The sequence below is a fragment of the Ralstonia edaphi genome, assembly GCF_958350185.1.
Taxonomy (GTDB): Bacteria; Pseudomonadota; Gammaproteobacteria; order Burkholderiales; family Burkholderiaceae; genus Ralstonia; species Ralstonia edaphi.
The window spans coordinates 472,704-495,388 of record NZ_CATWHI010000003.1 but is presented as its reverse complement, the minus strand read 5'-3'; the positions used below and the strand labels follow the sequence as shown (position 1 = coordinate 495,388).

The following is a 22,685-nucleotide window of genomic DNA, read 5'->3' as shown; positions in this document are numbered from 1 at the left end:
AGCCCTAGCGCTGCATGACGGCCAGGGCCACGAGAATCCCCACCGGCTGTAACACGCACCAGAACGACAGCGTCGCAAACGCCAGCGCGCCCAGCACCGCCCCGATGGCAAAGCCGGCAAGCGGCGGCACCATCTTGCGCAACCGCGTGCGCGCAACATCCTTCTGCGTAGCGCCCGGCGACAGCAGCTCCACCACATCGATCACGATCTGCGTGGTGTTGCCCGTCATGATCGTCGTGGGGGCGTGTTCCGACAGCACGATGCGCGCCTTGGCGTTCTGCACGCCCATCGCCGCGACGCCGATCAGCCCGACAACGATCGTGGCTGGTGCATCGGGTGACTGAATCGGCAGCGCCAGCAGTCCCGCCGCCATGAAGGCCAGCAGCAGGACGGCCTGCACAAGCAGCAGCGGCCGCAGCGGCGCCACACCGCGCCGCGTGAGCGCCGTCACGGCAAGTTTGGTCGCCGCCACGGCCACCACGAACATCGGCAGCGCCAGCAGCTTGGCGAGCACACCCTGGCCCGAGCCCGCCAGCTCCAGGCCGATCATCACGAAGTTGCCGGTGACATGCGCGGTGAACAGTCCGAACAACGCCGCGAAGCCGACCACATCCACATAGCCCGCGACGAACGCCAGCAGCGTTCCCTGCGCGATCAGGAAACGCGCTGACGCCGGTGCGGCCGTTGCCGCCGTCGCCGCTTCAGAAGGCAAAGCACGAACACCCGAAGGCGCCCCAGAAGCCGCGGAAGTCGGTGGTCGGCACATTGGCCGTGCGCGCTTTCTGGTGGGCGTGGCCGTGCACCGAACACGAACCGACGCACTGATGCACCTGCTGCTGCATGGCCGCAGCGGGCCGCCAGTGCCCCGGCACGCGCGCCACGGGCGACCACTCCGGCAGCACCGGAATCGGCGGCGGGCCGAATTCGGCAAACTCCGCGGCGCCGTAGACGATGCGGCCGCCCACCACCGTCAGCACCGATTCGATGGTCTTGATATCGGCCTCCGGCACGCTGAAGAAATCCGCCGACAACGCTGCCAGGTCGGCGAGTTGGCCGACCTTGATCTGCCCCTTGTTGCCCTGGTCTGCCGAGAACCACGCGCTGCCGTGCGTGTACAGCTCGAGCGCCACCTCGCGCGGCAGTCCTTCCGGATACAGTGCCATGCCGCCCACGGTGCGCCCGCTCGCCAGCCAGTACAGCGACGTCCACGGGTTGTAGCTCGACACGCGCGTGGCGTCGGTGCCGGCGCCCACGGGCACGCCTTCGGCCAGCATGCGCTTGATGGGCGGCGTCTGTTCGGCAGCGGCTGCGCCGTAGCGGTCGACAAAATATTCGCCCTGGAAGGCCATGCGGTCCTGGATGGCGATGCCGCCGCCGAGTGCACGCACGCGCTCGATATTCTTCGGCGAAATCGTCTCGGCATGGTCGAAGAACCACGGCAGGCCGTTGAAGGGAATGTCGCGGTTCACACGCTCGAACACATCGAGCATGCGCGAGATCGATTCGTCGTAAGTAGCGTGCAGCCGGAACGGCCAGCGCTGCGCGACCAGGTGGCGCACCACGGTTTCCAGCTCCTGCTCCATCGTCTCGGGCAGGTCGGGGCGCGGTTGCAGGAAGTCTTCGAAATCAGCGGCGGAGAAGACCAGCATCTCGCCCGCGCCGTTGTGGCGGAAGAAGTCATCGCCCTGGCGGTATTGCACACTGCCGGTCCAGTTTTTGAAGTCGGCCAGCTCTTCCTTTGGCTTCTGCGTGAAGAGGTTGTAGGCGATGCGGATGGTGAGCTGGTTCTGCGCCGACAGCTCGCGGATGACCTCGTAGTCTTCCGGGTAGTTCTGGAAGCCGCCGCCCGCGTCGATGGCGCTTGTTACGCCGAGGCGGTTCAGCTCGCGCATGAACTGGCGCGTGGAGTTGACCTGGTATTCCGGCGGCAGCTTCGGCCCCTTGGCGAGCGTCGCGTACAGGATCATCGCGTTGGGCCTGGCGATCAGCATGCCGGTGGGCTCGCCGGATGCGTCGCGCTGGATCTCGCCGCCGGGCGGGTTCGGCGTGTCCTTGGTGTAGCCGACCTGGCGCAGCGCCGCGCGGTTGAGCAGCGCGCGGTCGTACAGGTGCAGTACGAACACGGGCGTATCGGGCGCGGCCTGGTTCAGCTCTTCGAGCGTGGGCATGCGGCGCTCGGCAAACTGGAATTCCGACCAGCCGCCCACCACGCGCACCCATTGCGGCGACGGCGTGCGCGCGGCCTGCTCCTTGAGCATGCGCATCGCGTCGGCCAGGGAGGGCACGCCTTCCCAGCGCAGCTCGAGGTTGTAGTTCAGCCCGCCCCGGATCAGGTGCAGGTGTGAATCGTTCAGGCCGGGAATGACGGTGCGCCCGCGCAGGTCGATGACCTGGGTGGTGGCGCCGCGCTGGGCCATCACGGTAGCGTCGTCGCCCACGGCGACAAAGCGCCCGTCACGCACCGCCACGGCGCTGGCGGAGGGGCGTTCGCGGTCGACCGTGTGGATGCGGCCGTTGTGCAGGATAAGGTCGGCGGTCATTGCGTCAGTATTTGGGATAGATCGAGAAGCGTCCGGGTCCGGCAATCAGGACGGTGGTGAAGATGATCAGCAGCATCCAGCCGAACTGTCCATCGGCAAGCGACCAGCCAGGATGCACCACCAGCATGGCCACCAGCAACGTGGCGATGATGGGCAGACACGCCAGGCGCGTCAGCACGCCGAGCGCAATCAATAGCGGGCACAGCGTTTCCGACAGGATGGCGAGCAGCAGCGTGGGTGCGGCGCCCATGTGGAACGGGTCTTCAATGCGCGTGAGTTCCTGGCTGTAGTGCAGCACCTTGGGCAACCCATGCACGGCGATCAGCAGGGCGCTGCCGGTCACGCGCAGGAACAGCAGGCCGGCATGCAGGGCAACATTCGCCGCGGTGCCGGTGGGCGCGGCAGCGTGCGAGGGTTCGAGCGACAGGCGTGTCATGGCATCAGCTCGGATTGCGCGGCGTGGCGCTGCCGGATTCGCCGGTGGCGGCCAGGTCCGTGGGTGACGCCTGGGGCGGCGCTTGGCTCGGCACTTGAGGCGGCGCGCCCGTAATCTTGGGTACGCATTCGTGCCGGAACCACGCCATGGTGATCGGCTCGCCGGCCAGCAGGCGCTGCGCGGCCGGCACGATCTGTTCGCCGATCAGCATGCCGAGCAGCCCTACCAGCGCGATCGCCGGTGGCGCCGGTGAGCGGACGTGCAGCAATGCATAGATGACGCCAACCAGCATGCCGACGGCAATGGAGATGAGATAGGGCTTCACGAGGAGGGCTCCAGGATGCCAAGGGGCGGCGCGCGCAAACGGCGCCGCCCGTGCCGATCAGGTGCTGAGGAAGGCCAGCAGGTCCGCGTTGACCTTGTCTGCCTCGGTCACGCACATGCCGTGCGAGCCGCCCGGATAGACCTTGAGCGTCCCGTTCTTCACCAGCTCCACGCCCAGCCTCGCCGAATTGTCGATCGGCACGATCTGGTCGTCGTCGCCATGCAGGAACAGCACCGGCACGTCGATCTTCTTCAGGTCTTCGGTGTAGTCGACCTCCGAGAATTCCTTGATGCACAGGTACTGGCCGTGAATGCCGCCGGTCATGCCCTGCGCCCAGAAGGCGTCGATGGTGCCTTGCGAAACCTTCGCGCCCGGCCGGTTGAAACCGAAGAACGGCGTGGCGAGATCGCGGTAAAACTGCGAGCGGTTGTCGGTCACGCCCTTGCGGATGCCGTCGAACACGTCCATCGGCAGGCCGTTCGGGTTGGCCGCCGTCTTCAGCATGATGGGCGGCACTGCGCCGATCAGCACGGCGCGGGCCACGCGCTTGGTGCCGTGGCGACCGATGTAGTGCGCGACTTCGCCGCCGCCGGTGGAATGGCCGACCAGCGTGGCGCCCTGGATGTCGAGCGCATCGAGCAGCGCTGCCAGGTCGTCGGCATAGGTGTCCATGTCGTTGCCCTGCGACGGCTGGTCGGAACGACCATGACCGCGCCGGTCATGCGCGATGACGCGAAAACCCTTCTGCACGAGGAACAGCATCTGCGCGTCCCACGCGTCGGCATTGAGCGGCCAGCCGTGCGAGAAGACGACGGGCTTGCCGCTGCCCCAGTCCTTGTAAAAGATGCGCGTACCGTCTTGGGTGGTAATCGTTTGCATGGGAATGAGAGAGAGGAGGGTGGCTGGTTGAATGGACGACGGGGCGACGCATGCGGTTGCACATGGGTCGCCCGGCCGAAGCAGCGTCTTGTTTTATGGTCGGCAGCGCGATCAGTTGGCGGCCACGGCAGCCAGCGCCTCGTGCGGCGTGGCGGTGCGTTGCGGGGCCTTGTGCACCATCGTGTAGGCGTAGTCCACGCCCATGCCGTAGGCGCCGGAGTGTTCCTTCACCAGCTTCATGACGGCGTCATATGTGTCGCGGTGGGCCCAGTCACGCTGCCACTCCAGCAGCACCTGTTGCCAGGTCACGGGCACCACGCCGGCCTGGATCATGCGCTGCATGGCGTAGTCGTGCGCATCTTTCGACGTGCCGCCCGAAGCGTCTGCCACCATGTAGATCTCGTAGTCGGCATCGTGCATGGCCGAGAGCGCGAAGGTGCAGTTGCACACTTCCGTCCAGAGCCCCGAGACGACCACCTTCTTGCGGTTGTTCTTTGCCAGGGCGTCGCGCACCTTCTGGTCGTCCCAGGAGTTCATCGAGGTGCGTTCGAGCAGTGGCTGATCCGGAAACACATCGAGCAGTTCGGGGTAGGTATAGCCCGAGAAGCTCTGCGATTCGACAGTGGTAATGGTGGTGGGGATGTTGAAGATCTTCGCGGCCTTGGCAAGGCCAACGGTGTTGTTCTTCAGGACCTGGCGATCGATCGACTGCACGCCGAAGGCCATTTGCGGCTGATGGTCGATGAAGATCAGTTGACAGTTTTGGGGCGTAAGGACTTCCAGCTTGGGATTCATGGCCGTATCGGGTTCCGATGGGAGATGCGAGGGGGGATGCTGCAGACCGGTCGCCGCATCGGCGCGGCGCGATCAACGGCCCATCCATGATAGGAAGTTGCGTTCCGGGCGCAACGCCCCAATCGGCGAGTGCAGTTTTTGCGATTGCCGAACAATCGTCGCGACGTTCGGAAACATTCGGTCGGTACCCTGGACCCGCGCGCCGGTGGTGGGATTCGACGCGCATGGCCGAAGCGGACGTCAGCGGATCCAGCCGCGCTCGAGCAAGGGCTTGTCCCAAGCCAGCTCGCCGGCGTGGTGGCTGGCAAGGCAATCGATGAGCGCACACACCTTGACCGCCTGGCGCTGCGTCGCTGGGTATACGGCCGAGAAATGCAGCGGTGTCAGGTCGTAATCGGCCAGCACGGGCACGAGGCGGCCCGCGACCAGATCGTCGCTGATGACAAGCGTGGGCAGACAGGCGATGCCGGCGCTGGTCAGGGCGTAGTCGCGCAACAGATGCACGGAGTTGGAGCGCACCTGCTCGGGCAGATCCATCGCGGGGAGCGTTTCGCCGTTGCGCGAGAACTCCCAGCGCTTGCGCGTCGGGTAGCCGGAGTACAGCGCCAGCGAATGCTGCAGCAGGTCCGCCGGCTGCTGCGGCAGGCCGTACTCCTCAATGTACGCAGGCGTGGCGCAGAACATGCGCCGCAGCATGAACAGGCGCCGCTCGATCAACGAATCATTGATGGGCGGGAAAATCTGGAACGCCACGTCGAAGCCTTCGGCAATCGGGTCGACCACGCTGTCGTCCACCACCACGTCGAGCTGGATATCGGGGTACTGCGCACTGAAACGGGCCAGCGGCTCGGCAAAGTGGCTGAGCGCGTAGCCGGGCAGCATGCGGATGCGCAGCTTGCCGGCGGGCGTGGCGCGCAGGCCGCGCATCTGGTCGGTGAGATCCGTCAGCATGCAGACGGCTTCAGCGCATTGCTTGTAGTAGGTTTCGCCCACCTCGGACAAGCGCACGTGCCGCGTGCTGCGGTGAAACAGCGGCGCTTCGATAAAGCGCTCCAGCTGCTGCACGCGGTTGGTGACCACCGAGTTCGTCACGCCCAGCTGGCGGGCGGCTTCGGCAAAGCTGCGCGTTTCTGCCACGCGCACGAAGGCTTCGATACTGAGAAAACGGTCCATTTGCTGCGTCCCGGCGCCTGAAGTCAAAGGGTGGCGCGACGCCGGCCATCATACGGCGAACCGGCGGAATGTGACGTTGCCGTCAGCAAGGCTTTTCGGTGCGTCGCCGCGTCGTTTATCCTCTGCAATCTGTTTTCATCCATCTTCCATTCCAATACCAAACGAGGAGCAGTTCATGGCAATTCAAGTCGTCGGCATCGTCGGTGCCGGAACAATGGGCAACGGCATTGCGCAAGCGTGCGCCGTGGTCGGGCTGGATGTGGTGATGGTGGACATCAGCGATGCCGCCGTGCAGAAAGGCATTGCTACCGTGGCCGGCAGCCTTGACCGCCTCATCAAGAAGGAAAAGCTGACCGAAGCCGACAAGACCGCAGCGCTAGCACGCATTCAGGGCTCGACTTCGTACGACGACCTCAAGCGCGCCGACCTCGTCATCGAGGCCGCCACCGAAAACTTCGACCTGAAGGTGAAGATCCTCAAGCAGCTGGAAGCTGCCGCCGCGCCGCACGCAATCGTGGCGTCGAACACGTCGTCCATCTCGATCACCAAGCTGGCCGCCGTGCTGCAAGACGCCAGCCGCTTCATCGGCATGCATTTTTTCAACCCGGTGCCGCTGATGGCGCTGGTGGAAGTCATCCGCGGCCTGCAGACGAGCGATGCCACGCACGCGGCTGTGGAAGCGCTGGCCAAGCAGCTCGGCAAGACGCCGATCACGGTCAAGAACAGCCCGGGCTTTGTCGTCAACCGGATCCTGTGTCCGATGATCAACGAGGCGTTCTGCGTGCTGGGTGAGGGTCTGGCTTCGCCGGAGGAGATCGACGAAGGCATGAAGCTCGGTTGCAACCACCCGATCGGGCCGCTGGCGCTGGCCGACATGATCGGCCTGGACACCATGCTGGCCGTGATGGAAGTGCTGTACACCGAATTCGGTGATCCGAAATACCGCCCCGCCATGCTGATGCGCGAAATGGTGGCCGCCGGCTACCTGGGCCGCAAGACCGGCCGCGGCGTGTACGACTATCGGAAGTAAGCCCCTGACGTTCGCGCTGTCCCCCAACTGTCAGGCCGGATTCGCGCAAACTGTCTGCAAGTGTGCATGGAGACGGTGTGGCGGTGCGTTGATGATGACGCATCGCCACACCGTTTTTTTCTTCCCCAACACTTCGGACGCCACCATGTCGCGCTACGCCTTCCGCCTGCTCAACGTCTTTGCCGAAACCACCTTTGGCGGCAACCAGCTCGCCGTATTTGAAGACGGACGGGGCCTGGATGACGCCACCATGCAGGCCATCGGACGCCAGTTCAACCTGTCCGAGATCACCTTCATCTTTCCCGACGGGGCCGAGGGCGCCACGGCGCGTTTCCGCATCTTCACGCCCGATTACGAGATGCCCTTTGCCGGCCACCCGTCGCTCGGGACCGCGCAGGTGGTGCGCGAGCTGTACGGCCCCGGCAATGAACTGACGCTGCGTTGCCCGTCGGGCATCGTGTCGCTGACGGCGCAGGACGACGGGTGGTCGCTGGTGCCGCCGCGCTCCGGTGCCCTCAGCACGCGCGAGGCGGACCCGGCCATCGCCGGCATACTGGGCTTGGATGCCGATGCGCTGGCAGGCCCGCCGCTGTGGGTCGACGCAGGCATTGAGCAACTGATGGTGCCGGTCAAGACACGCGCCGACGTGGAGCGCGCCCGGCCCGACCCGTCGGCCTTCGATGCGTGGCCGCGCAGCCGCAACGACGGGCGCAACGCCTACGTCTTCACCATGCCGGCGCCCGGCAGCCACGATCCGGTGGTCTCGCGCTTCTTCTTCGAATACGGCACGGGCCTGTGGGAAGACCCGGGCACCGGCTCGGCGTGTGCCAACCTCGGCGGCTGGCTGCGCGCGACGGGCCATGCGTTGCCCGCCAGCTACCGCATCGAGCAGGGCGCCGCAGTGGGACGACCCTGCCACCTCACGCTGCGGGTGGATGCCGACGGCACGATCCACGTCGGTGGCCGCGTGATCGAAATCGGCCGCGGCACGTTGACGATTTAACTTGCGGCGCTCAACTGTTTGCAGAAGAACGTCGTCCCGCAGAACGCGCCGTCGGGCATGAGCGCGTAGTTGGGCACCACGCCCACGCGCTGCCAGCCGGCGCGTGCGTACAGCCGCTCGGCATCGCCGTCCGTTACGGTGTCGAGCACGAGCACCGTTTTGCCCTCGGCGCGCGCCTCGTCTTCGATGGCCGCCATCAACCGCTGCGCCAGGCCCTGACGGCGTGCGCGGCGGTGCACGAGCATCTTGGCGACGTCTGCGCGGTGCGGTTGGTTTTCCGGCTGCGCGAGCACCAGTTGCACGGTGCCGTGGACGGCGCCCGCCGCATCTTCGGCAATCAGCAGGGCGCGCTCGCCCCTCGCCACGCCATCGGCCACGCTGCGCCAGAATGCTTGCGCCTTGTCGTGCGACAACGGCGCCATGAAGCTGACCGACGCGCCGCCCTCCACGCAATCGATCAGCACATCGGCCAAGGCATCGACGCACGCGCTTGCCTCGTTGGCGCCCACGCGGCGGATGGTGAGGGTGTCGGTCATCAGGGTCTCCAGTGGGCAGCGGACACGGTTGTCAGTGCGACGAGGTAGCGGGCCGGCCGCCGCGTGGGGTTGTGATAGACGATCGGGCAGTCCAGCCGCATGGTCAGGCAATCGCCTGCATTGAGGCGCCAGTGCGCGTCGCCCACGGTCATTTCCATCGTGCCTTCGATGATCCACACCTGCTGGTGGATTTCGGCATCGCGCGCGCCGGTGTCATAGGCGACGCGCTCGCCGGGCGGAAAGTGCACCTCCACGAGCTGCAGCGGCGAACGTGCTGCTGGCGACAGATTGCGTCGCACGTAGCCGGAGGCGGGGTCGGTCCACTCCGGCTGCTCCGACGCGCGTGATACGGGCGAGGGCTCCGCAGCCGGCGCCGCACTGTCTTCGAACAGCGAGGCGAGCGTCACGCCCAGCGCGGAGCTGAGCCGATCGAGCACCGCAGCCGTCGGGCTGCTCTGCCCGCGCTCGATCAGGGAAATGGCCGATCGGCTGACCTGGCTGCGTTCGGCCAGCGCGTCGAGCGAGAGGCCCTGGCCGTCGCGCAGTTCGCGCAGGCGCTGGGCGATACGTTGATGGATGTCCATGCGTTCCAGTTTAATGGAAATTTGTATCCAGTAAACTGGAATTTGCGGGGTGGCGCAATTGGCCTTGTTGAGGGTAGTGCCTTGCCGAGCCGTCGGCTGAATCTTGCGATTGCTGCTAGATTGCCCAGCCACGCAAATTTTTTTCGCCGTTTTCTAGACGATTGGTCTACAGGAGTTTGCCATGCCGCAACGTGAAGCCGTCAATCGCCGCATCGTTCTCGCCAGCCGCCCCAGCGGCACGCCTTCGCTCGACAACTTCCGCATCGAAGAAACCGCCGTGCCCACGCCGCAGGATGGCCAGGTGCTGTTGCGTACGCTGTACCTGTCGCTCGACCCTTACATGCGCAATCTGATGGATGAAGTCGGCCCCGGCTACGCGCCGCCCGTGGAGGTGGGCGCGCCCATGGTGGGCGGTACCGTCAGCCGCGTGGTGGCATCGCGGCACGCGCAGTTTCGCGAGGGCGATGTGGTGCTCGGCGCCGCCGGTTGGCAGGACTATGCCGTTGCCGCCGGCGAGGACTTGACGCCGCTGGGCGATATGCCCGAGCCGTCGCTGGCGCTGGGCGGGCTTGGCATGCCGGCGTTTGCCGCGTACGTTGGGCTGCTCGACATTGGCGAGCCCAAGCCCGGCGAAACCGTGGTGGTGGCCGCGGCCACGGGCGCGGTCGGTGCGGTGGTCGGACAGATTGCCAAGCTCAAGGGCGCGCGCGTGGTCGGCATTGCCGGCGGCGCGGACAAATGCCGCTACGCCGTCGACACGCTCGGCTTTGACGCTTGCCTGGACCGCCGCCAACCGGACCTCGCGAAGCGCCTGGCCGAGGCCTGCCCAGACGGCATCGACGTGTACTTCGAAAACGTGGGTGGCGAGGTGTTCGACGCGGTGTTGCCGCTGCTGAACATCGGCGCACGCGTGCCGGTGTGCGGTTTCATTTCGCACTACAACGACGAGGCCGCCGCCGGGCCAGACCGCCTGCCCAAGGTCACCGCGACCGTGCTGCAGAAACGCGTGCGCATGCAGGGCTTCATCATCCTCGACCACTACGCCAGCCGCTACGACGCTTTCCAGCGCGACATGACTGCGTGGGTGGCGGCCGGCAAGGTCAAGGTGCGCGAAGACCGGGTCGACGGTCTGGAAAATGCCCCGGCCGCGTTCCTCGGCCTGCTCGAAGGACGCAACTTCGGCAAGCTCGTGGTGCGCGTGGCCGAGGCGTGATCGCCCCGGCGTTGTCCGTTGGTTATTGGGCTGCGGCGTCGCGGCGCTGTAGCGTCGGCGGCAGCCACGAGCCGTCGAGCGCGGCCTCCTTCGGCCACGTAAGCTGCATGCGCAGCACGAACGGGCCGGTGGGCGGCGGCAGCCAGTTGTTGCGCATGCCCTTGGGCGGCGCACGCTGGATCAGGATGTCGAGCGAGCCGTCGCGGTTCAGGCGCGGGTGGTCGGCTTCGCTCAGCATGTTGCGCAGGCCCGTGCGTTCGGACCCGCGTCGCGGCTGGCCGGCCGGGGACAGGGCGGCGATGGCCCAACCGGCATTCTCGGGCGGGAGCTGGTTGCGCTCGAAATGCAGGACGTAGCGGTGCGTGCTGTCCAGCGCCATGCCGTTGGTGTCGGTCGTGGCGGTGGCGATGAGCATGTCCTGCGGCAGGTCGGTACCGCCGCCGTTCCACGCGACGATGGCGCGCTGCGCGTAGTCCAGCCCATAGGCGCCGATCATGCGCGGGATGAACCAGCCGTTCTGCGTGACGGACGGCTGCTTGACGGCCAGCGCCAGTGTCTCGCGCGCGGCCGCTACTCCGCCGTCCATCACCTTCAGATTGGCGGCGCTGACGGTCTTGGCGTCAAACGGCGCACCCGGCACGATACCCAACTCACGCAGCGATTGCAGCATCGTCGAATCGGCCGCGTGCGGCGGATTGTCCTTGAGCAGCTCGGCAAAGCGCGTGAAGTAGCTGTTCGCATCCAGCGCGGTGACGCGGCGGCGCGCGGCATCCAGGCTGACGTCGAAGTCGGTGGCCTTGTCGGTGCTGACCTTGGCTTCGGCTTCAGCCTCGCGCAGGGCGGCCTTGCCGAAGGCGTCCAGCGGGGTGATGCGGAAGCGATCCTGCACGCGGCGCGCGGCCGTCATGTCACGTGGGCCGGCCACCTGCGTGCGGGCAACCGCCCAGACGAGACTGGTCGGCGCGGCGATCTGCTTGACGCCGGCCGGCAGCGTACCCTCCCAGCCCGGCGGCGTGATGGCGTAATGCGCGGCACGGGCGCCCGTCGTGCGGTTGCCGAGTGACTCGAACACATCGTTCCACCCGTCGTGCAGTGCGACCCAGATGTGGCGGCGCCCCGTGTCGGGCAGGCTCAGGACGACCGGGCCGTTACGCAGATCGACGAAGGCGCTGCTGGCGAGCACGTCCACGCGGGCCCGCACGCCGGTGGGCAGGGCTTCGTCTTCCAGGGTGCGCTGGTGCATGAACGTGCCGGCCGGCGCCAGTGCGGATGTCGTCTGCACCAACGCGTCGGTCATCATCAACGGAAACGCGTAGACATAGGCCGAGCGCACGAGCGCTTCGTTCGGCCTTGGCAGACGTTGTTCGATCGGGGCCGTGGTCGCGGCGTTCTGGGTGGAGCAGCCAGTCAGGCCCAGGGTAAGCGCCGAGGCCGCCACGCTCAGCGCCACAGCCGCCAGCTTGGTAAGCGGGCGCGCGGGCGCAGGGCAGTGCGTCATCTTGTTCTCCTTTGTCGTCGGTGCGCGCAACAGGAAAGCAGACGCCTGTCGGACATCCCCCCAAGGATGCTTGCGCATACGGTTGCGTGGTGGCCGATCCCGTGGCTCCATGCATGTCGTGTGTCGAATCTTTGGAATGTAGAAGCGCCGCCCGCGCAAGTCAATTCAAGTGCAGCCGGGCATGCACGCATGGCTTGGCGCGGGCGCGTTTCACAGGCGCAGGTGCAGTGCGAGACGCAACTTTGCAGCGTCGTACTCGGCTTTCATGCGCGCCACGATTTCGGCGGCGGGCGGCAGATCGGCGATCTGTCCGACACCCTGGCCCGCGCCCCAGATGTCTTTCCAGGCCTTGGCGCGCGAGCTGCCGTCGCCAAAGTTCATCTTTGATTTGTCCGCCTCGGGCAGGGCCGCCGGGTCCAGGCCGGCCAGTTCGATGCTTTCGCGGATGTAGTTGCCGTGCACGCCGGTAAACAGGTTGGTGTAAATGATGTCCGATGCGGCTGCGCGGAGGATGGCCTGCTTGTAGCTCTCGGCGGCGTGGGCTTCCTGGCTGGCGATGAAGCGCGTGCCGATGTAGGCAAGGTCCGCGCCCATGGCCTGCGCGGCCAGGATGGCGTCGCCCGTGGCGATGGCGCCCGACAGCGCGATCGGCCCGTCGAAAATGCGCCGCACCTCGCCAACGAGTGCGAAGGGTGAGAGCGTTCCGGCATGCCCGCCCGCACCGGCAGCGACCAGGATCAGGCCGTCGACGCCGGCTTCCAAGGCCTTTTCCGCATGGCGCAGGTTGATGACGTCGTGCAGCACGATGCCGCCGTAGCTGTGCACGGCATCCAGGATTTCCTTGACCGGCGCGCGCAGCGAGGTGATGAAGATCGGCACCTTGTGCTTGACGCAGGTCGCCACGTCCTGCTCCAGCCGCGCGTTTGAGTGGTGCACGATCTGGTTGACGGCGATCGGCCCCACCAGCGCGTTCGGATGCGCCGTGCGGTATGCCGCCAGGTCTTCGTTCATCTGCGTGAGCCAGTCGTCCAGCACCTCCGCCGGGCGCGCATTGAGCGCGGGAAACGCTCCGACGATGCCGGCCTTGCATTGCGCCAGCACCAGTTCCGGATAGCTGACGATGAACATCGGTGAACCGATCACAGGCAGCGTCAGGTGCTGCAGCACGGGCGGCAGGTGCTTGGCGGCGGGCATGGCGTCTCCTGGTTTGGCAAACCGGCACAACAGGGCAGAACATGTCGTTCGATTATAGGAACGATCCGGCACCCCGCCGTGCGCGGTCACCCCCGGGGCTCAAACGTGCGCGTGCTGCGCCAGCAGTTCGATGAATGCGCGGTTGAAGGCGGGCAGGTCATCGGGTTTGCGGCTGCTGACCCAGTTGCGGTCGGTGACCACCTCACGGTCGACCCACATGCCGCCGGCATTGCGGATGTCGTCCTGCAGCGTCGGCCAGCTCGTCAGCGTGCGGCCTCGCACCAGTCCGGCAGACACCATCAGCCACGGCCCGTGGCAGATCACGGCGATCGGCTTTTGCGCGCGCTCGAACGCTTTCACGAAGGCCTGCGCGGCCGGCACGACGCGCAGTGCATCGGCGTTGAACACCCCGCCCGGCAGCACCAGGCCGTCGAAGTCGTCTGCCTTGGCCTGGTCCAGCGCCAGGTCCACCTTGAACGTATCGCCCTTGTCGGCGTGGTGCAGGCCGGTCACGCTGGGGCCCTTGGGCGCAATGATGCTGACGGTGGCACCGGCGCCTTCCAGCGCCTGCTTCGGGCTGGCCAGTTCGGCCTGCTCGAACAGATCGTCGACGAGGATGGCGATGCGCATGTCATGCAATGGGGTCATGGCGAACTCCTTGTCAGGGGAAATGAAAAGAAGAAAACGGCAGTGGACCATTTCGCAACGCGCGTGCCCGCTCTGCGCTAGCATGCGGAGCATTCGCCACGCATCACTTCAACCACGACCGATCACCGGAGACCCGCATGACCACGCCGCTTTCCATCGATGCCGCCACCGCTGCCGCAGATGCCGCGCTGTTTTCCGGCTTTCGTCCGTTCCGCCAGATGGCCAACGGGGTGGAGATCGCGGGGGTGATCGGCGGGAGCGGGCCGCCGCTGCTGTTGCTGCATGGCCATCCGCAAAGCCATGTGATCTGGCATAAGGTGGCGCGCGAGCTGGCGCACGATTACACGGTCGTCGCGACCGATCTGCGCGGCTATGGCGCCTCGTCCAAGCCGGCCGGCAGCGCCCGGCATGCGGAATACAGCAAGCGCACCATGGCGCAGGACCAGGTGGAGGTGATGCGCGCGCTCGGCTTCGGCCGCTTCCGGCTGTGCGCGCATGACCGCGGGGCGCGGGTGGCGCATCGCCTGTGTGTCGATCATCCCCTCCACGTCGAGCGCGCCATGCTGCTCGACATCGCCCCCACGCTGGCGATGTACGAACACACCGACATGGCGTTTGCGTCTGCCTACTGGCATTGGTTCTTCCTGATCCAGCCGTCGCCGTTTCCAGAGACGCTGATCAACGCCACGCCCGATTTCTACATCAGCAAACTGATGGGCCTGCGCCACGCGGGGCTGGAACCGTTCGCCCCCGAAGCGATGGCCACCTACGCCGCTGCCATGCGCGAACCCGCCTGCGTGCACGCCATGTGCGAGGACTACCGCGCCGCCGCCACCATCGACCTCGAACATGATCGCGCCGACCGCGACGCAGGCAAGCGCGTGAGCGTGCCGCTGCGTGTGTTGTGGGGCGAGCACGGCGTGATCCAGCGCTGCTTCAAGCCGTTGGAGTTGTGGAAAGCCGTGGCAGACGACGTGAGCGGCGGCACGGTGCCATGCGGGCATTACGTGCCGGAGGAGGCGCCGGAGGCGTTGCTCAAGGAGATGCGGGCGTACTTTGCCTGAGGCAGCCGCCTAGGCGTCGGCCCACTCGCGCAGCAGGTTGTGATACGTCCCGGTCAGGGCAATGACCGACGGATCGTCCTGCCCCAACAACGCCATCAGCCGCTGCAGTTCCGTGTCCATCTGGAACAGCAGCGTGCGATGGGCATCGCTGCGCACCATGCTCTGCAGCCAGAAGAATGAGCAGACGCGAGCGCCGCGTGTGACAGGCGTCACGCGGTGCAGGCTGCTGCTGGGGTAGAGCACCATGTCACCGGCGCCGAGCCTGACGCGGTGCTCGCCGAAGGTGTCGTCGATGACGAGTTCGCCGCCGTCGTAGTCTTCGGGCTCGGTCAGGAACAGCGTGCAGGAGAGGTCGCTGCGGATGCGGAAATCCGTGCCGCGCAGATGGCGCACGGCGTTGTCGACGTGGTTGCCGAAGGTCTGGCCGCCGGCATAGCGGTTGAACAGCGGCGGAAACACCTTGAGCGGCAATGCGGCCGAGAAGAACAGCGTATTGGCAGACAGCGCATCCTGAATCAAGGTGCCGACCTCGCGCGCGGCCGGCGAGCCTTCGGGCAGCTGCATGTTGTGCTTCACCTGGCCCGACTGCGCGCCGGCCGTGACCTTGCCGTCGACCCATTCGGCAGCGTCGATCGTGGCGCGGCACTGCGCGACCTGTTTCTTCGTGAGGACGGCGGGAATCTTCAGCAACATGGCGATGGGGTGTTCAGCACGCAGGCCAACGCACGCAAGCGCGCATCGGGATGGCCGGCGAGAAAGTCATGCGCCTTCGCGAGGAAGGCCGGCGTGGCGGTGCGCGGCACGGCCTGCATCCAGGCGAGAGCGTCGTCTGCGCGGTTGGCCAGTGCGAGCAGGCGCGCTGCGTTGAACTGGCCGCGGAAGTCTCCGCCCTCTGCGGCACGCACATAGCAGCGCAGGGCCATCGCGGGATCGGCCTCGACTTCCCAGCCGTCTTCGTAGAAGCCGCCCAGCACGTTGATCGACTTGGCGTGCCCTTGCGCGGCCGCAGCCTCGAAGAGTGCAAACGCGCGGGCGCGGTCCGCCGGGATGCCGCGCCCGAGTTGCAACTGCGTCGCGTAGTTGTACTGGCCCCAGTCGAGCCCGGCATCGGCCGCGCGGGCGTACCAGCGCGTGGCGGTCTTGTCGCAGGCGGGCGCGCCCCAGCCGTGCTCATAGCAGCGGCCCAGCATGTTGGCGGCCATCGCGTGGCCCGACAGCGCGGCTGTCTTGAACCAGAACAGCGCTTCGCCGGGGTTGCGTTTAACACCGCGGCCATCGAGCAGCCATTGGCCGAAGATGGCCTGCGCTTCCGTGTGCCCGCGCCGGGCGGCTGACGCCAGCCAGCGCGCGGCGCGATCTGCGGGGCCGGTCAGCACGGCGTGGATGGCATCGATCACCGCCGGATCGGCTGTGGGGCTCACAGCGGCTGCGGCGGTTGCAGCGTCAGCCGGCATCAGTAGCGGATGCCTAGCGTCAGGATGGCCGTGCGGCCCGGTGCCAGCGACGCGTAGTGCGACGCATACGCCTGGTTGAAGTACACCTTGTCGAACAGGTTCTGCACGTTCAACTGCAGGGTGGCGTGCTTGTCGATGCGGTACGCGGCCATGGCGTCAAAGCGCCAGTAAGCCGGCACCCACTTCGGGTTGGCGGGGTTGGCACTGCCCCACACCTTCGAGACGTAATACGCGCCGCCGCCCAGCGTGAATTTCGGCGTCGGCTGATATGTCGTCCAGAGGCTGAAGCTGTTCTTCGGCGTGTTGGGGAAGGCCGTACCGTTGGTGCCGCCAAAGGCAGCGCCCGCGCCGCCGTTGTTGCGCAGTTCGCTCTTCAGATACGTGTAACCGCCGAACACCTGCCAGCGGTTGGTCAGCGCGCCCGACCAGCCCAGCTCGAAGCCATCGACCCGCTTGTTGCCGGCCATGGCGGCGGTGCCGTCCTGCTGCACGATGCGCGCATTCGTCGTTTCGATGCGGAAGATTGCGGCCGTCAGCGCCAGCTTGCTGTCGAGCACGTTCCACTTGGTGCCGAGTTCGTAGGCGCGGTTCTTTTCCGGAGCGAGCACGTCCCCGCGATTGCCCGAGCGGTCCGGCGTGAGCGCGCTGGTATCGGCGCCCTGGCCCGCGACCGAGCCCGACGGTGTCGACGATGTGCCGTACGCGAGATAAATGCTGCCGTTCTGCGCAGGCTTGAACACCAGGCCGAGTTGGTAGTTCAGCAGGTTGTCATCGCGCGAGAAGCTGGAACGCACGCCCTGCGCATTCGCCGACGTGGTGGCCGATGCCGAATAGCGATCAAAGCGCAGCCCGCCGTTGACTTGCCACCGCGGCGACAGCTCGATCGTGTCGAACACGTAGGCCGACTGCGTGCGGACGGTCGTTTCTGCCGGATTGTTGGCGCGTGCGATGCTGCCCGCCCACGGGTCGTCGGGGTTCGGATGGAACAGGTCCGTGCAGTTGTAGCCGCTGGCGACGCCCGTGCCTTGCGCGCACTTTGGGCCGGTATCGACCTTATAGGTGTCGTTGCGGCTTTTCTCGCGCGAGAACTCCAGCCCGACGGCATAGCTGTGCTTGATGCCGCCGCTTGTGAATTTGCCGGTCAGCTCGGTCTGATTGGCGGCGGTGTTCACATCCGAAAAACGCGAGTTGGTGCGCCGCCAGACCATGCCGTAATAAATGTTGCCGTCGAACTGGCCGTCCGGGCGTGTCCAGAGATAGTCCTGGCGTGATTTGGATACACGTGTGATGTTGCGCAGCTTTGCCGAGCCGGAAATGTCGTGTTCCAGCGCGAGCGAACCCATGTCCATCTGGTCGCGCCGGAAATCGCGCGATAGACCGTAGTAGACGTTCCGGTTTACGCCCACTGGCGAGCCGTCACCGGGGCCGGACAGGCGCGGGCCCGGCGGCGGCTTCTTCGGGTTGTCGGGGTTGTTGTACGGAATGCCGGTGTCCGGCGTGTCGTTCGATTGCAGGTGGTAGTACGACAGCGTGGCCCGCGTGGGCGTGCCCAGCCCAAAGGCGATGGACGGCGCGATGCCCCAGCGGCTGAAGCTCGTCACGTCGCGGCCGGCAACGGCGGCGTCGTGCGCCATCGCGTTCAGGCGGAACGCCGCGTGCTCGCCGATCTGGTAGTTGCCGTCGGCCGTGGCACGTTTGTACGCCGCGTTGCCGACCGACAGCGTGCCCTCGGTGAAGTGCTCCAGCTTGGGCGTCTTCGAGACGATGTTGACCGCCCCGCCTGCCGCGCCTCGGCCTTCATACGCGCCCGACGGCCCCTTGATGACTTCCACCGATTCCACGTTGAACATCTCACGCGATTGCGCACCGATGTCGCGCAGTCCGTCGAGGAAGGTGCTGGCCTGCGCGTCGTAGCCGCGGATGAACGGGCGATCGCCCACGGGATTGCCGCCTTCGCCGGCGCCAAACGCGATGCCCGGCACCGTGCGCAGCGCCTCGGTGAGCGTGACGGAGGCCGTGCCTTGCAACACCTCTGCGGGGATCACCGTGACGGACTTGGGCGTATCGAGCAGCGGCGCGGTGAATTTGCCGCCCGAGGCCGCGTCGGTCTTGAAGCCGTTGGTGCCGGTCACGGTCTGCTCGGGCAGGGTGGCGGATACGGCGTCTTTCTTCGTGTCGGCCATCGCGGGCGCTGAAGCCACCGCAAAGCTCATCGCGCCGGTCAGATAACCGACGACCGAATGTTCCGTGCGCTTGCGTTCCGTCTGTGCTGCGTACATGGCGTGTTGCCTCTCCCCAAAGTTCTCGTTACACATGTTTTGTAAATGAGAATTGTTATTGTTTGCGCGTGAACGAGTCAACGCGCCGAAAGGCGAATTGCCTGATGGCTGCGGTGGGATCGTCATATAAATCATGGGGTTACGACGCTCCTCCGCTGCTGTAGAAAATTGTTGAGCGCTACGTCACGCGAACGCTTCCATTTTTTCAATCAAATGATTTAGTATTGCCGGGCAGGTTGTCCAACCGATTTCCCTTTCAAGGCGAGCATCGCGTGAGCACGGACCCGGAACTCCTCATCGAGCGGCGCGGCCAAGCGCTGTGGCTGACCATTCAGCGCGAAGACCGCCGCAACGCGATCAACGCCGCCGTGCTCGAAGCGCTGACTGCCGCGCTGGCCGACGCCGGCCGTGACGCCGCCGTGCGCGCCGTGGTGCTGACCGGCGCCGGCACGCGCGCCTTTTGTGCGGGGGCCGATCTGCAAAGCGGCCAGTCCTTCCGCTTCGACTATTCCCAGCCGCACCAGGCGCTGGCCGATCTGTTTCGCGCGGCGCGTCGCTGCACCGTGCCGCTCGTCGCCCGCGTAAACGGCGCGTGCATGGCGGGCGGCATGGGCTTGCTGGCGATGTGCGATCTGGCGGTGGCCAGCCGCGGCGCCACGTTCGGGTTGCCGGAGGTGAAGGTCGGCCTGTTTCCAGCGCAGGTGCTGGCCGTGCTGCAGCACCAGTTGCCGCGTCGCGTGCTCAATGAACTCTGCCTGACGGGCGAACCGATGAACGCAGACCGCGCGCTCGCCGCCGGCCTCGTCAACGAAGTCGCCGAGCCCGAAGCGCTGGATGCGGCAGTCGATGCATTGCTCGCGCGGCTGGTCGACAAATCGCCGTCGGCCATCCGGCGCGGCCTGTACACGCTCAAGCACGTCGAGCAACTCAGCTTCGAGCAGGCCATGGCCTTTACCGAAAGCCAGATCGGCCTGTTTGCACTGACCGAAGACGCGCAGGAAGGCCAGGCCGCCTTTCGCGAGAAGCGCGCGCCCAACTGGACGGGCCGCTGACATGCGCAAGGACACCATTTCCATCGGCGGGGCCAGCGGTTTCTGGGGCGACAGCGTGACCGGGCCGCTGCAGCTGGTGGCCTCCGGCCGCATCGACTTCCTCGTCTTCGATTACCTGGCCGAGCTGACCATGTCGCTGCTGGCCAGCGCCCGCATGAAAAACCCCGAGTTGGGTTACGCCACCGACTTTGTGAGCGTGGCGATGCGCGCGGTGCTCAAGGATGCGCTGGCGCAGAACATCCGCATCATCGCCAACGCGGGCGGCGTGAATCCGCGCGGATGCGCAGCGGCGCTGCAAGCGTTGGCCGCCGACCTGGGCGTGAGCGTGCGCATTGCCGTCGTGGAAGGCGACGACGTCACGCCGCTGCTGCCCGCGCTACGCGACGAGGGCGTGCGCGAGCTGCAAAGCGGCCGCCCCTTGCCCGACAAGGTGGTCAGCGCGAATGCGTATCTCGGCGCATTGCCGATCAAGGCAGCGCTGGATGCCGGCGCGCAGGTTGTCATTACGGGGCGATGCGTCGACAGCGCCGTCGCGCTCGGCGCGTTGATGCACCACTTCGGCTGGGCGATCGACGACTACGATCGACTCGCTGCCGGCAGCCTTGCCGGGCACATCCTTGAATGCGGCTGCCAAGGCGCGGGCGGCCTGCACACCGATTGGGAAGCCGTGCCCGACTGGGCGCACAGCGGCTATCCGATCGCCGAATGCCGGGCCGACGGCAGCTTCATCGTCACCAAGCCCGACGGCACGGGCGGGCTGGTGACGCCTGCGACCGTGGGCGAACAGCTGCTTTACGAAATCGGCGATCCCGCGCGCTATGTGCTGCCCGACGTCGTTTGCGATTTCACGCACGTGACGATGGCGCAGGCCGGCGAGCATCGCGTCGAAGTGCGGGGCGCACGCGGTCGCGCGCCCACGCCCGATTACAAGGTGAGCGCAACGTATGCCGACGGCTATCGCGCGACGGGTCAGCTCACTGTTGTCGGCATCGATGCCGATCGCAAGGCGCGCCGTACAGCCGAGGCGATTCTGGAGCGCACGCGCGGCCTGTTCCGCCAGCTCGGCCTGCCGGACTACAGCGCAACGCATATCGAGACGCTCGGCTCGGCGTATCTGTTCGGGCCGCATCAGCCGGACGCGCCCCGCTTTGAATCGGTGATGTGGCTGGCGGTGACGCATCCGAACAAGCAGGCGTTGGAGTTGTTCGCGCGCGAAATCGCCCCGGCCGGCACGTCGTGGGCGCCCGGCACGACCGGCGCCGGCGGGCGGCCAAGCGTGGTGCCGGCCATCAAGCAATACGCCTTCCTGATCGACAAGGCGCGCGTGCAGCCGCGCGTGACGTTGCTGGGTGAGGAAGGCTTCGACATTGCCGTGCCGACGGGTGGCGCTGCGCTGGAAGCATCCGCTGTCGCGCCGGCATCGGCTGCATTGCCGCCCGGTCCGACGCGGGACGTGCCGCTCATCGAACTCGCCTACGCGCGCAGCGGCGACAAGGGCGACACCTCCAATATCGGCGTTATCGCGCGTCGGCCTGAAGACCTGCCATTGCTGCGCGCGCAGCTGACCGCTGAGGCCGTCGCCGCGTACCTCGCGCACGTCGTGAAGGGGCGCGTGACGCGCTACGACTTGCCCGGCATCCACGCGCTCAATTTTGTGTGCGAGCAGGCACTGGGCGGTGGCGGCATGGCGTCGTTGCGCAACGACCCGCTCGGCAAGGGCATGGCGCAGGTGCTGCTGACGATGCCGGTGCGCGTGCCGGTCGACCCCATTTGAACGACGAGGCGATCATGTTCCCAGGCCTGCTGCCGTCTGCGCGCTTTGGCGCCGATCACGACGCCGATCACGATACGTTTCGCGAAACCGTGCGCCGCTTTGTCGACAAGGCCGTGCTGCCGAACATCGATGCGTGGGAAGAGGCCGAGACGTTTCCGCGTGCGCTGTATCGGGAAGCGGCGGATCTTGGCTTGCTCGGCATCGGTTTCCCCGAGGAATACGGCGGCACGCCGGGCGACCTGTTCCTTGAACTGGCGATGATCGAAGAACTGACACGCGCTGCCAGCGGTGGCCTGCTTGCTTCGCTGTTCAGCCATACGATCGGCGCGCCGCCCATCGTTGCTGGCGGATCGGCCGAGCTGAAGGCGCGCGTGTTGCCGGCGATTCTGTCGGGCGAGAAGATCAGCGCGCTCGCCATCACCGAACCCTCGGGTGGGTCTGACGTCGCCAACCTTGCCACGCGCGCGGTGCGCGACGGCGATCACTACATCGTCAACGGCAGCAAGATCTTCATCACCTCCGGCATGCGCGCCGATTACATCACCGTGGCGGTGCGCACCGGCGGGGCGGGCGCGGGCGGCATCTCGGTGCTGCTGGTGAAAGGTGACACGCCGGGCCTGACGCGCACGCCGCTCAAGAAGATGGGCTGGTGGTGCTCCGACACCGCGCAACTGCATTTCGATGATTGCCGCGTGCCTGTCGCCAACCTGCTCGGCGCAGAAAACCGCGGCTTCGAGCTGGTCATGCGCAACTTCAACCACGAACGCCTGGCGCTGGCGATGCAGGCCTACGGCCTGGCGCGCACGTGCCTGACCGAAGCCGTGGAATGGGCCACCCAGCGCGAAACCTTCGGCAAGCGCCTCGTGCAGCATCAGGTGGCGCGCCAGAAACTGGTGGCGATGGCCACGCGCATCGAAGCCACGCGCGCCTTGCTTGAAGACCTGATGCGGCGCATGCAAGCCGGCGATGCACCGGTCGCGCAGCTGTGCATGCTGAAGAACTTCGCCACGCAGAGCCTGCAGTTCTGCGCCGACACGGCCGTGCAACTGCTCGGCGGCATGGGCTTCATGCGCGGCACCAAGTCGGAGCGCATCTATCGGGAAGTGAAGGTCTACATGATCGGCGGCGGCGCGGAGGAAGTCCTCAGCGACCTTGCCGCGCGCCAGCTCGGCTGGGCCTAAGGGCCTAAGGGGCCAGCGCGCGCATTC

At 66.5% G+C, this 22,685-nt stretch carries 22 protein-coding genes; 7 read left to right on the top strand and 15 right to left on the bottom strand.

The genetic code is table 11. The features are described 5' to 3' along the window. Window positions 1–4: 4 nt before the first annotated feature. The 7 genes from R2669_RS12770 to R2669_RS12740 all read right to left on the bottom strand — a co-directional run bounded on the left by R2669_RS12770 (window position 5) and on the right by R2669_RS12740 (window position 6,148). Entirely contained in the window at window positions 5–712 is a 708-nt protein-coding gene (locus R2669_RS12770; protein ID WP_316900435.1) for a YoaK family protein, read from the bottom strand. Continuing rightward, window positions 702–2,540, bottom strand: coding sequence for an amidohydrolase (locus tag R2669_RS12765; protein ID WP_316900433.1), 1,839 nt, complete (start codon window positions 2,538–2,540; stop codon window positions 702–704). The genes R2669_RS12770 and R2669_RS12765 overlap by 11 nt, the downstream gene beginning before the upstream one ends. A 4-nt stretch (window positions 2,541–2,544) precedes the next feature. After that, window positions 2,545–2,976 carry a DoxX family protein gene (locus tag R2669_RS12760; protein WP_147217381.1) on the bottom strand — a complete coding sequence of 144 codons (432 nt, stop codon included), beginning with the start codon at window positions 2,974–2,976 and terminating at the stop codon, window positions 2,545–2,547. A 4-nt stretch (window positions 2,977–2,980) separates the two neighbouring features. Then, window positions 2,981–3,301 carry a XapX domain-containing protein gene (locus R2669_RS12755; RefSeq protein WP_045785585.1) on the bottom strand — a complete coding sequence of 107 codons (321 nt, stop codon included), beginning with the start codon at window positions 3,299–3,301 and terminating at the stop codon, window positions 2,981–2,983. A gap of 57 nt (window positions 3,302–3,358) precedes the next feature. After that, complete coding sequence (locus tag R2669_RS12750) at window positions 3,359–4,180, bottom strand: alpha/beta fold hydrolase (protein ID WP_147217383.1); 822 nt, start codon at window positions 4,178–4,180, stop codon at window positions 3,359–3,361. A 111-nt stretch (window positions 4,181–4,291) separates the two neighbouring features. Next, window positions 4,292–4,975 carry a hydrolase gene (locus R2669_RS12745; protein ID WP_147217385.1) on the bottom strand — a complete coding sequence of 228 codons (684 nt, stop codon included), beginning with the start codon at window positions 4,973–4,975 and terminating at the stop codon, window positions 4,292–4,294. Window positions 4,976–5,215: 240 nt separating this feature from the next. Continuing rightward, complete coding sequence (locus R2669_RS12740; RefSeq protein WP_147217387.1) at window positions 5,216–6,148, bottom strand: LysR family transcriptional regulator; 933 nt, start codon at window positions 6,146–6,148, stop codon at window positions 5,216–5,218. Between the two features lie 175 nt (window positions 6,149–6,323). Here R2669_RS12740 and R2669_RS12735 point away from each other — a divergent pair, with 175 nt between their 5' ends. Together R2669_RS12735 and R2669_RS12730 are read left to right on the top strand one after the other, a co-directional pair. Next, window positions 6,324–7,178, top strand: a complete 855-nt coding sequence (locus R2669_RS12735) for a 3-hydroxybutyryl-CoA dehydrogenase (RefSeq protein WP_147217389.1) — start codon at window positions 6,324–6,326, stop codon at window positions 7,176–7,178. Window positions 7,179–7,323: 145 nt separating this feature from the next. After that, window positions 7,324–8,181 (top strand): PhzF family phenazine biosynthesis protein, encoded by an 858-nt coding sequence (locus R2669_RS12730; protein WP_147217391.1) that lies wholly within the window; start codon window positions 7,324–7,326, stop codon window positions 8,179–8,181. On the opposite strand, the gene R2669_RS12725 is transcribed toward R2669_RS12730, so the two are convergent. Further along, the gene (locus R2669_RS12725; RefSeq protein ID WP_316900430.1) at window positions 8,178–8,717 is read right to left on the bottom strand and encodes a GNAT family N-acetyltransferase; all 540 of its coding nucleotides are present in this window, start codon (window positions 8,715–8,717) and stop codon (window positions 8,178–8,180) included. The two genes, R2669_RS12730 and R2669_RS12725, sit on opposite strands and share 4 nt — an antisense overlap. Beyond that, on the bottom strand, window positions 8,717–9,301 hold the full coding sequence (locus R2669_RS12720; RefSeq protein ID WP_316900428.1) for a helix-turn-helix domain-containing protein: 585 nt from the start codon (window positions 9,299–9,301) through the stop codon (window positions 8,717–8,719). Before R2669_RS12720 ends, R2669_RS12725 begins: the two co-directional genes overlap by 1 nt. A gap of 181 nt (window positions 9,302–9,482) precedes the next feature. Here R2669_RS12720 and R2669_RS12715 point away from each other — a divergent pair, with 181 nt between their 5' ends. Beyond that, window positions 9,483–10,514, top strand: coding sequence for an NADP-dependent oxidoreductase (locus tag R2669_RS12715; RefSeq protein WP_316900427.1), 1,032 nt, complete (start codon window positions 9,483–9,485; stop codon window positions 10,512–10,514). 22 nt (window positions 10,515–10,536) lie between these two features. On the opposite strand, the gene R2669_RS12710 is transcribed toward R2669_RS12715, so the two are convergent. The 3 genes from R2669_RS12710 to R2669_RS12700 form a co-directional block, all read right to left on the bottom strand. Next, window positions 10,537–12,012, bottom strand: a complete 1,476-nt coding sequence (locus R2669_RS12710) for a DUF1254 domain-containing protein (RefSeq protein ID WP_316900425.1) — start codon at window positions 12,010–12,012, stop codon at window positions 10,537–10,539. Window positions 12,013–12,222: 210 nt separating this feature from the next. Next, complete coding sequence (locus R2669_RS12705; RefSeq protein WP_316900424.1) at window positions 12,223–13,206, bottom strand: NAD(P)H-dependent flavin oxidoreductase; 984 nt, start codon at window positions 13,204–13,206, stop codon at window positions 12,223–12,225. 99 nt (window positions 13,207–13,305) lie between these two features. Next, window positions 13,306–13,854 carry a type 1 glutamine amidotransferase domain-containing protein gene (locus tag R2669_RS12700; protein ID WP_316900423.1) on the bottom strand — a complete coding sequence of 183 codons (549 nt, stop codon included), beginning with the start codon at window positions 13,852–13,854 and terminating at the stop codon, window positions 13,306–13,308. Window positions 13,855–13,991: 137 nt separating this feature from the next. On the opposite strand from R2669_RS12700, the gene R2669_RS12695 reads away from it, so the two are divergent. Then, the gene (locus R2669_RS12695) at window positions 13,992–14,918 is read left to right on the top strand and encodes an alpha/beta fold hydrolase (RefSeq protein WP_316900421.1); all 927 of its coding nucleotides are present in this window, start codon (window positions 13,992–13,994) and stop codon (window positions 14,916–14,918) included. Between the two features lie 9 nt (window positions 14,919–14,927). Here the strand turns inward: R2669_RS12695 and R2669_RS12690 are convergent, their stop codons facing one another. The 3 genes from R2669_RS12690 to R2669_RS12680 are packed head-to-tail and all read right to left on the bottom strand — an operon-like array spanning window position 14,928 to window position 18,651. Further along, window positions 14,928–15,611 carry a Fe2+-dependent dioxygenase gene (locus R2669_RS12690; RefSeq protein ID WP_316900419.1) on the bottom strand — a complete coding sequence of 228 codons (684 nt, stop codon included), beginning with the start codon at window positions 15,609–15,611 and terminating at the stop codon, window positions 14,928–14,930. Then, the gene (locus tag R2669_RS12685) at window positions 15,602–16,372 is read right to left on the bottom strand and encodes a tetratricopeptide repeat protein (RefSeq protein ID WP_316900416.1); all 771 of its coding nucleotides are present in this window, start codon (window positions 16,370–16,372) and stop codon (window positions 15,602–15,604) included. Before R2669_RS12685 ends, R2669_RS12690 begins: the two co-directional genes overlap by 10 nt. After that, window positions 16,372–18,651: a TonB-dependent receptor gene (locus R2669_RS12680; RefSeq protein ID WP_316900414.1), complete on the bottom strand. Its 2,280-nt coding sequence runs from the start codon at window positions 18,649–18,651 to the stop codon at window positions 16,372–16,374. The genes R2669_RS12685 and R2669_RS12680 overlap by 1 nt, the downstream gene beginning before the upstream one ends. A 272-nt stretch (window positions 18,652–18,923) precedes the next feature. Here R2669_RS12680 and R2669_RS12675 point away from each other — a divergent pair, with 272 nt between their 5' ends. The 3 genes from R2669_RS12675 to R2669_RS12665 are packed head-to-tail and all read left to right on the top strand — an operon-like array spanning window position 18,924 to window position 22,658. Further along, complete coding sequence (locus tag R2669_RS12675; RefSeq protein ID WP_316900411.1) at window positions 18,924–19,703, top strand: enoyl-CoA hydratase/isomerase family protein; 780 nt, start codon at window positions 18,924–18,926, stop codon at window positions 19,701–19,703. A gap of 1 nt (window position 19,704) precedes the next feature. Next, window positions 19,705–21,477, top strand: a complete 1,773-nt coding sequence (locus tag R2669_RS12670) for an acyclic terpene utilization AtuA family protein (protein ID WP_316900409.1) — start codon at window positions 19,705–19,707, stop codon at window positions 21,475–21,477. Window positions 21,478–21,491: 14 nt separating this feature from the next. Then, entirely contained in the window at window positions 21,492–22,658 is a 1,167-nt protein-coding gene (locus R2669_RS12665; protein WP_316900407.1) for an acyl-CoA dehydrogenase family protein, read from the top strand. The last annotated feature ends 27 nt before the right edge of the window (window positions 22,659–22,685 follow it).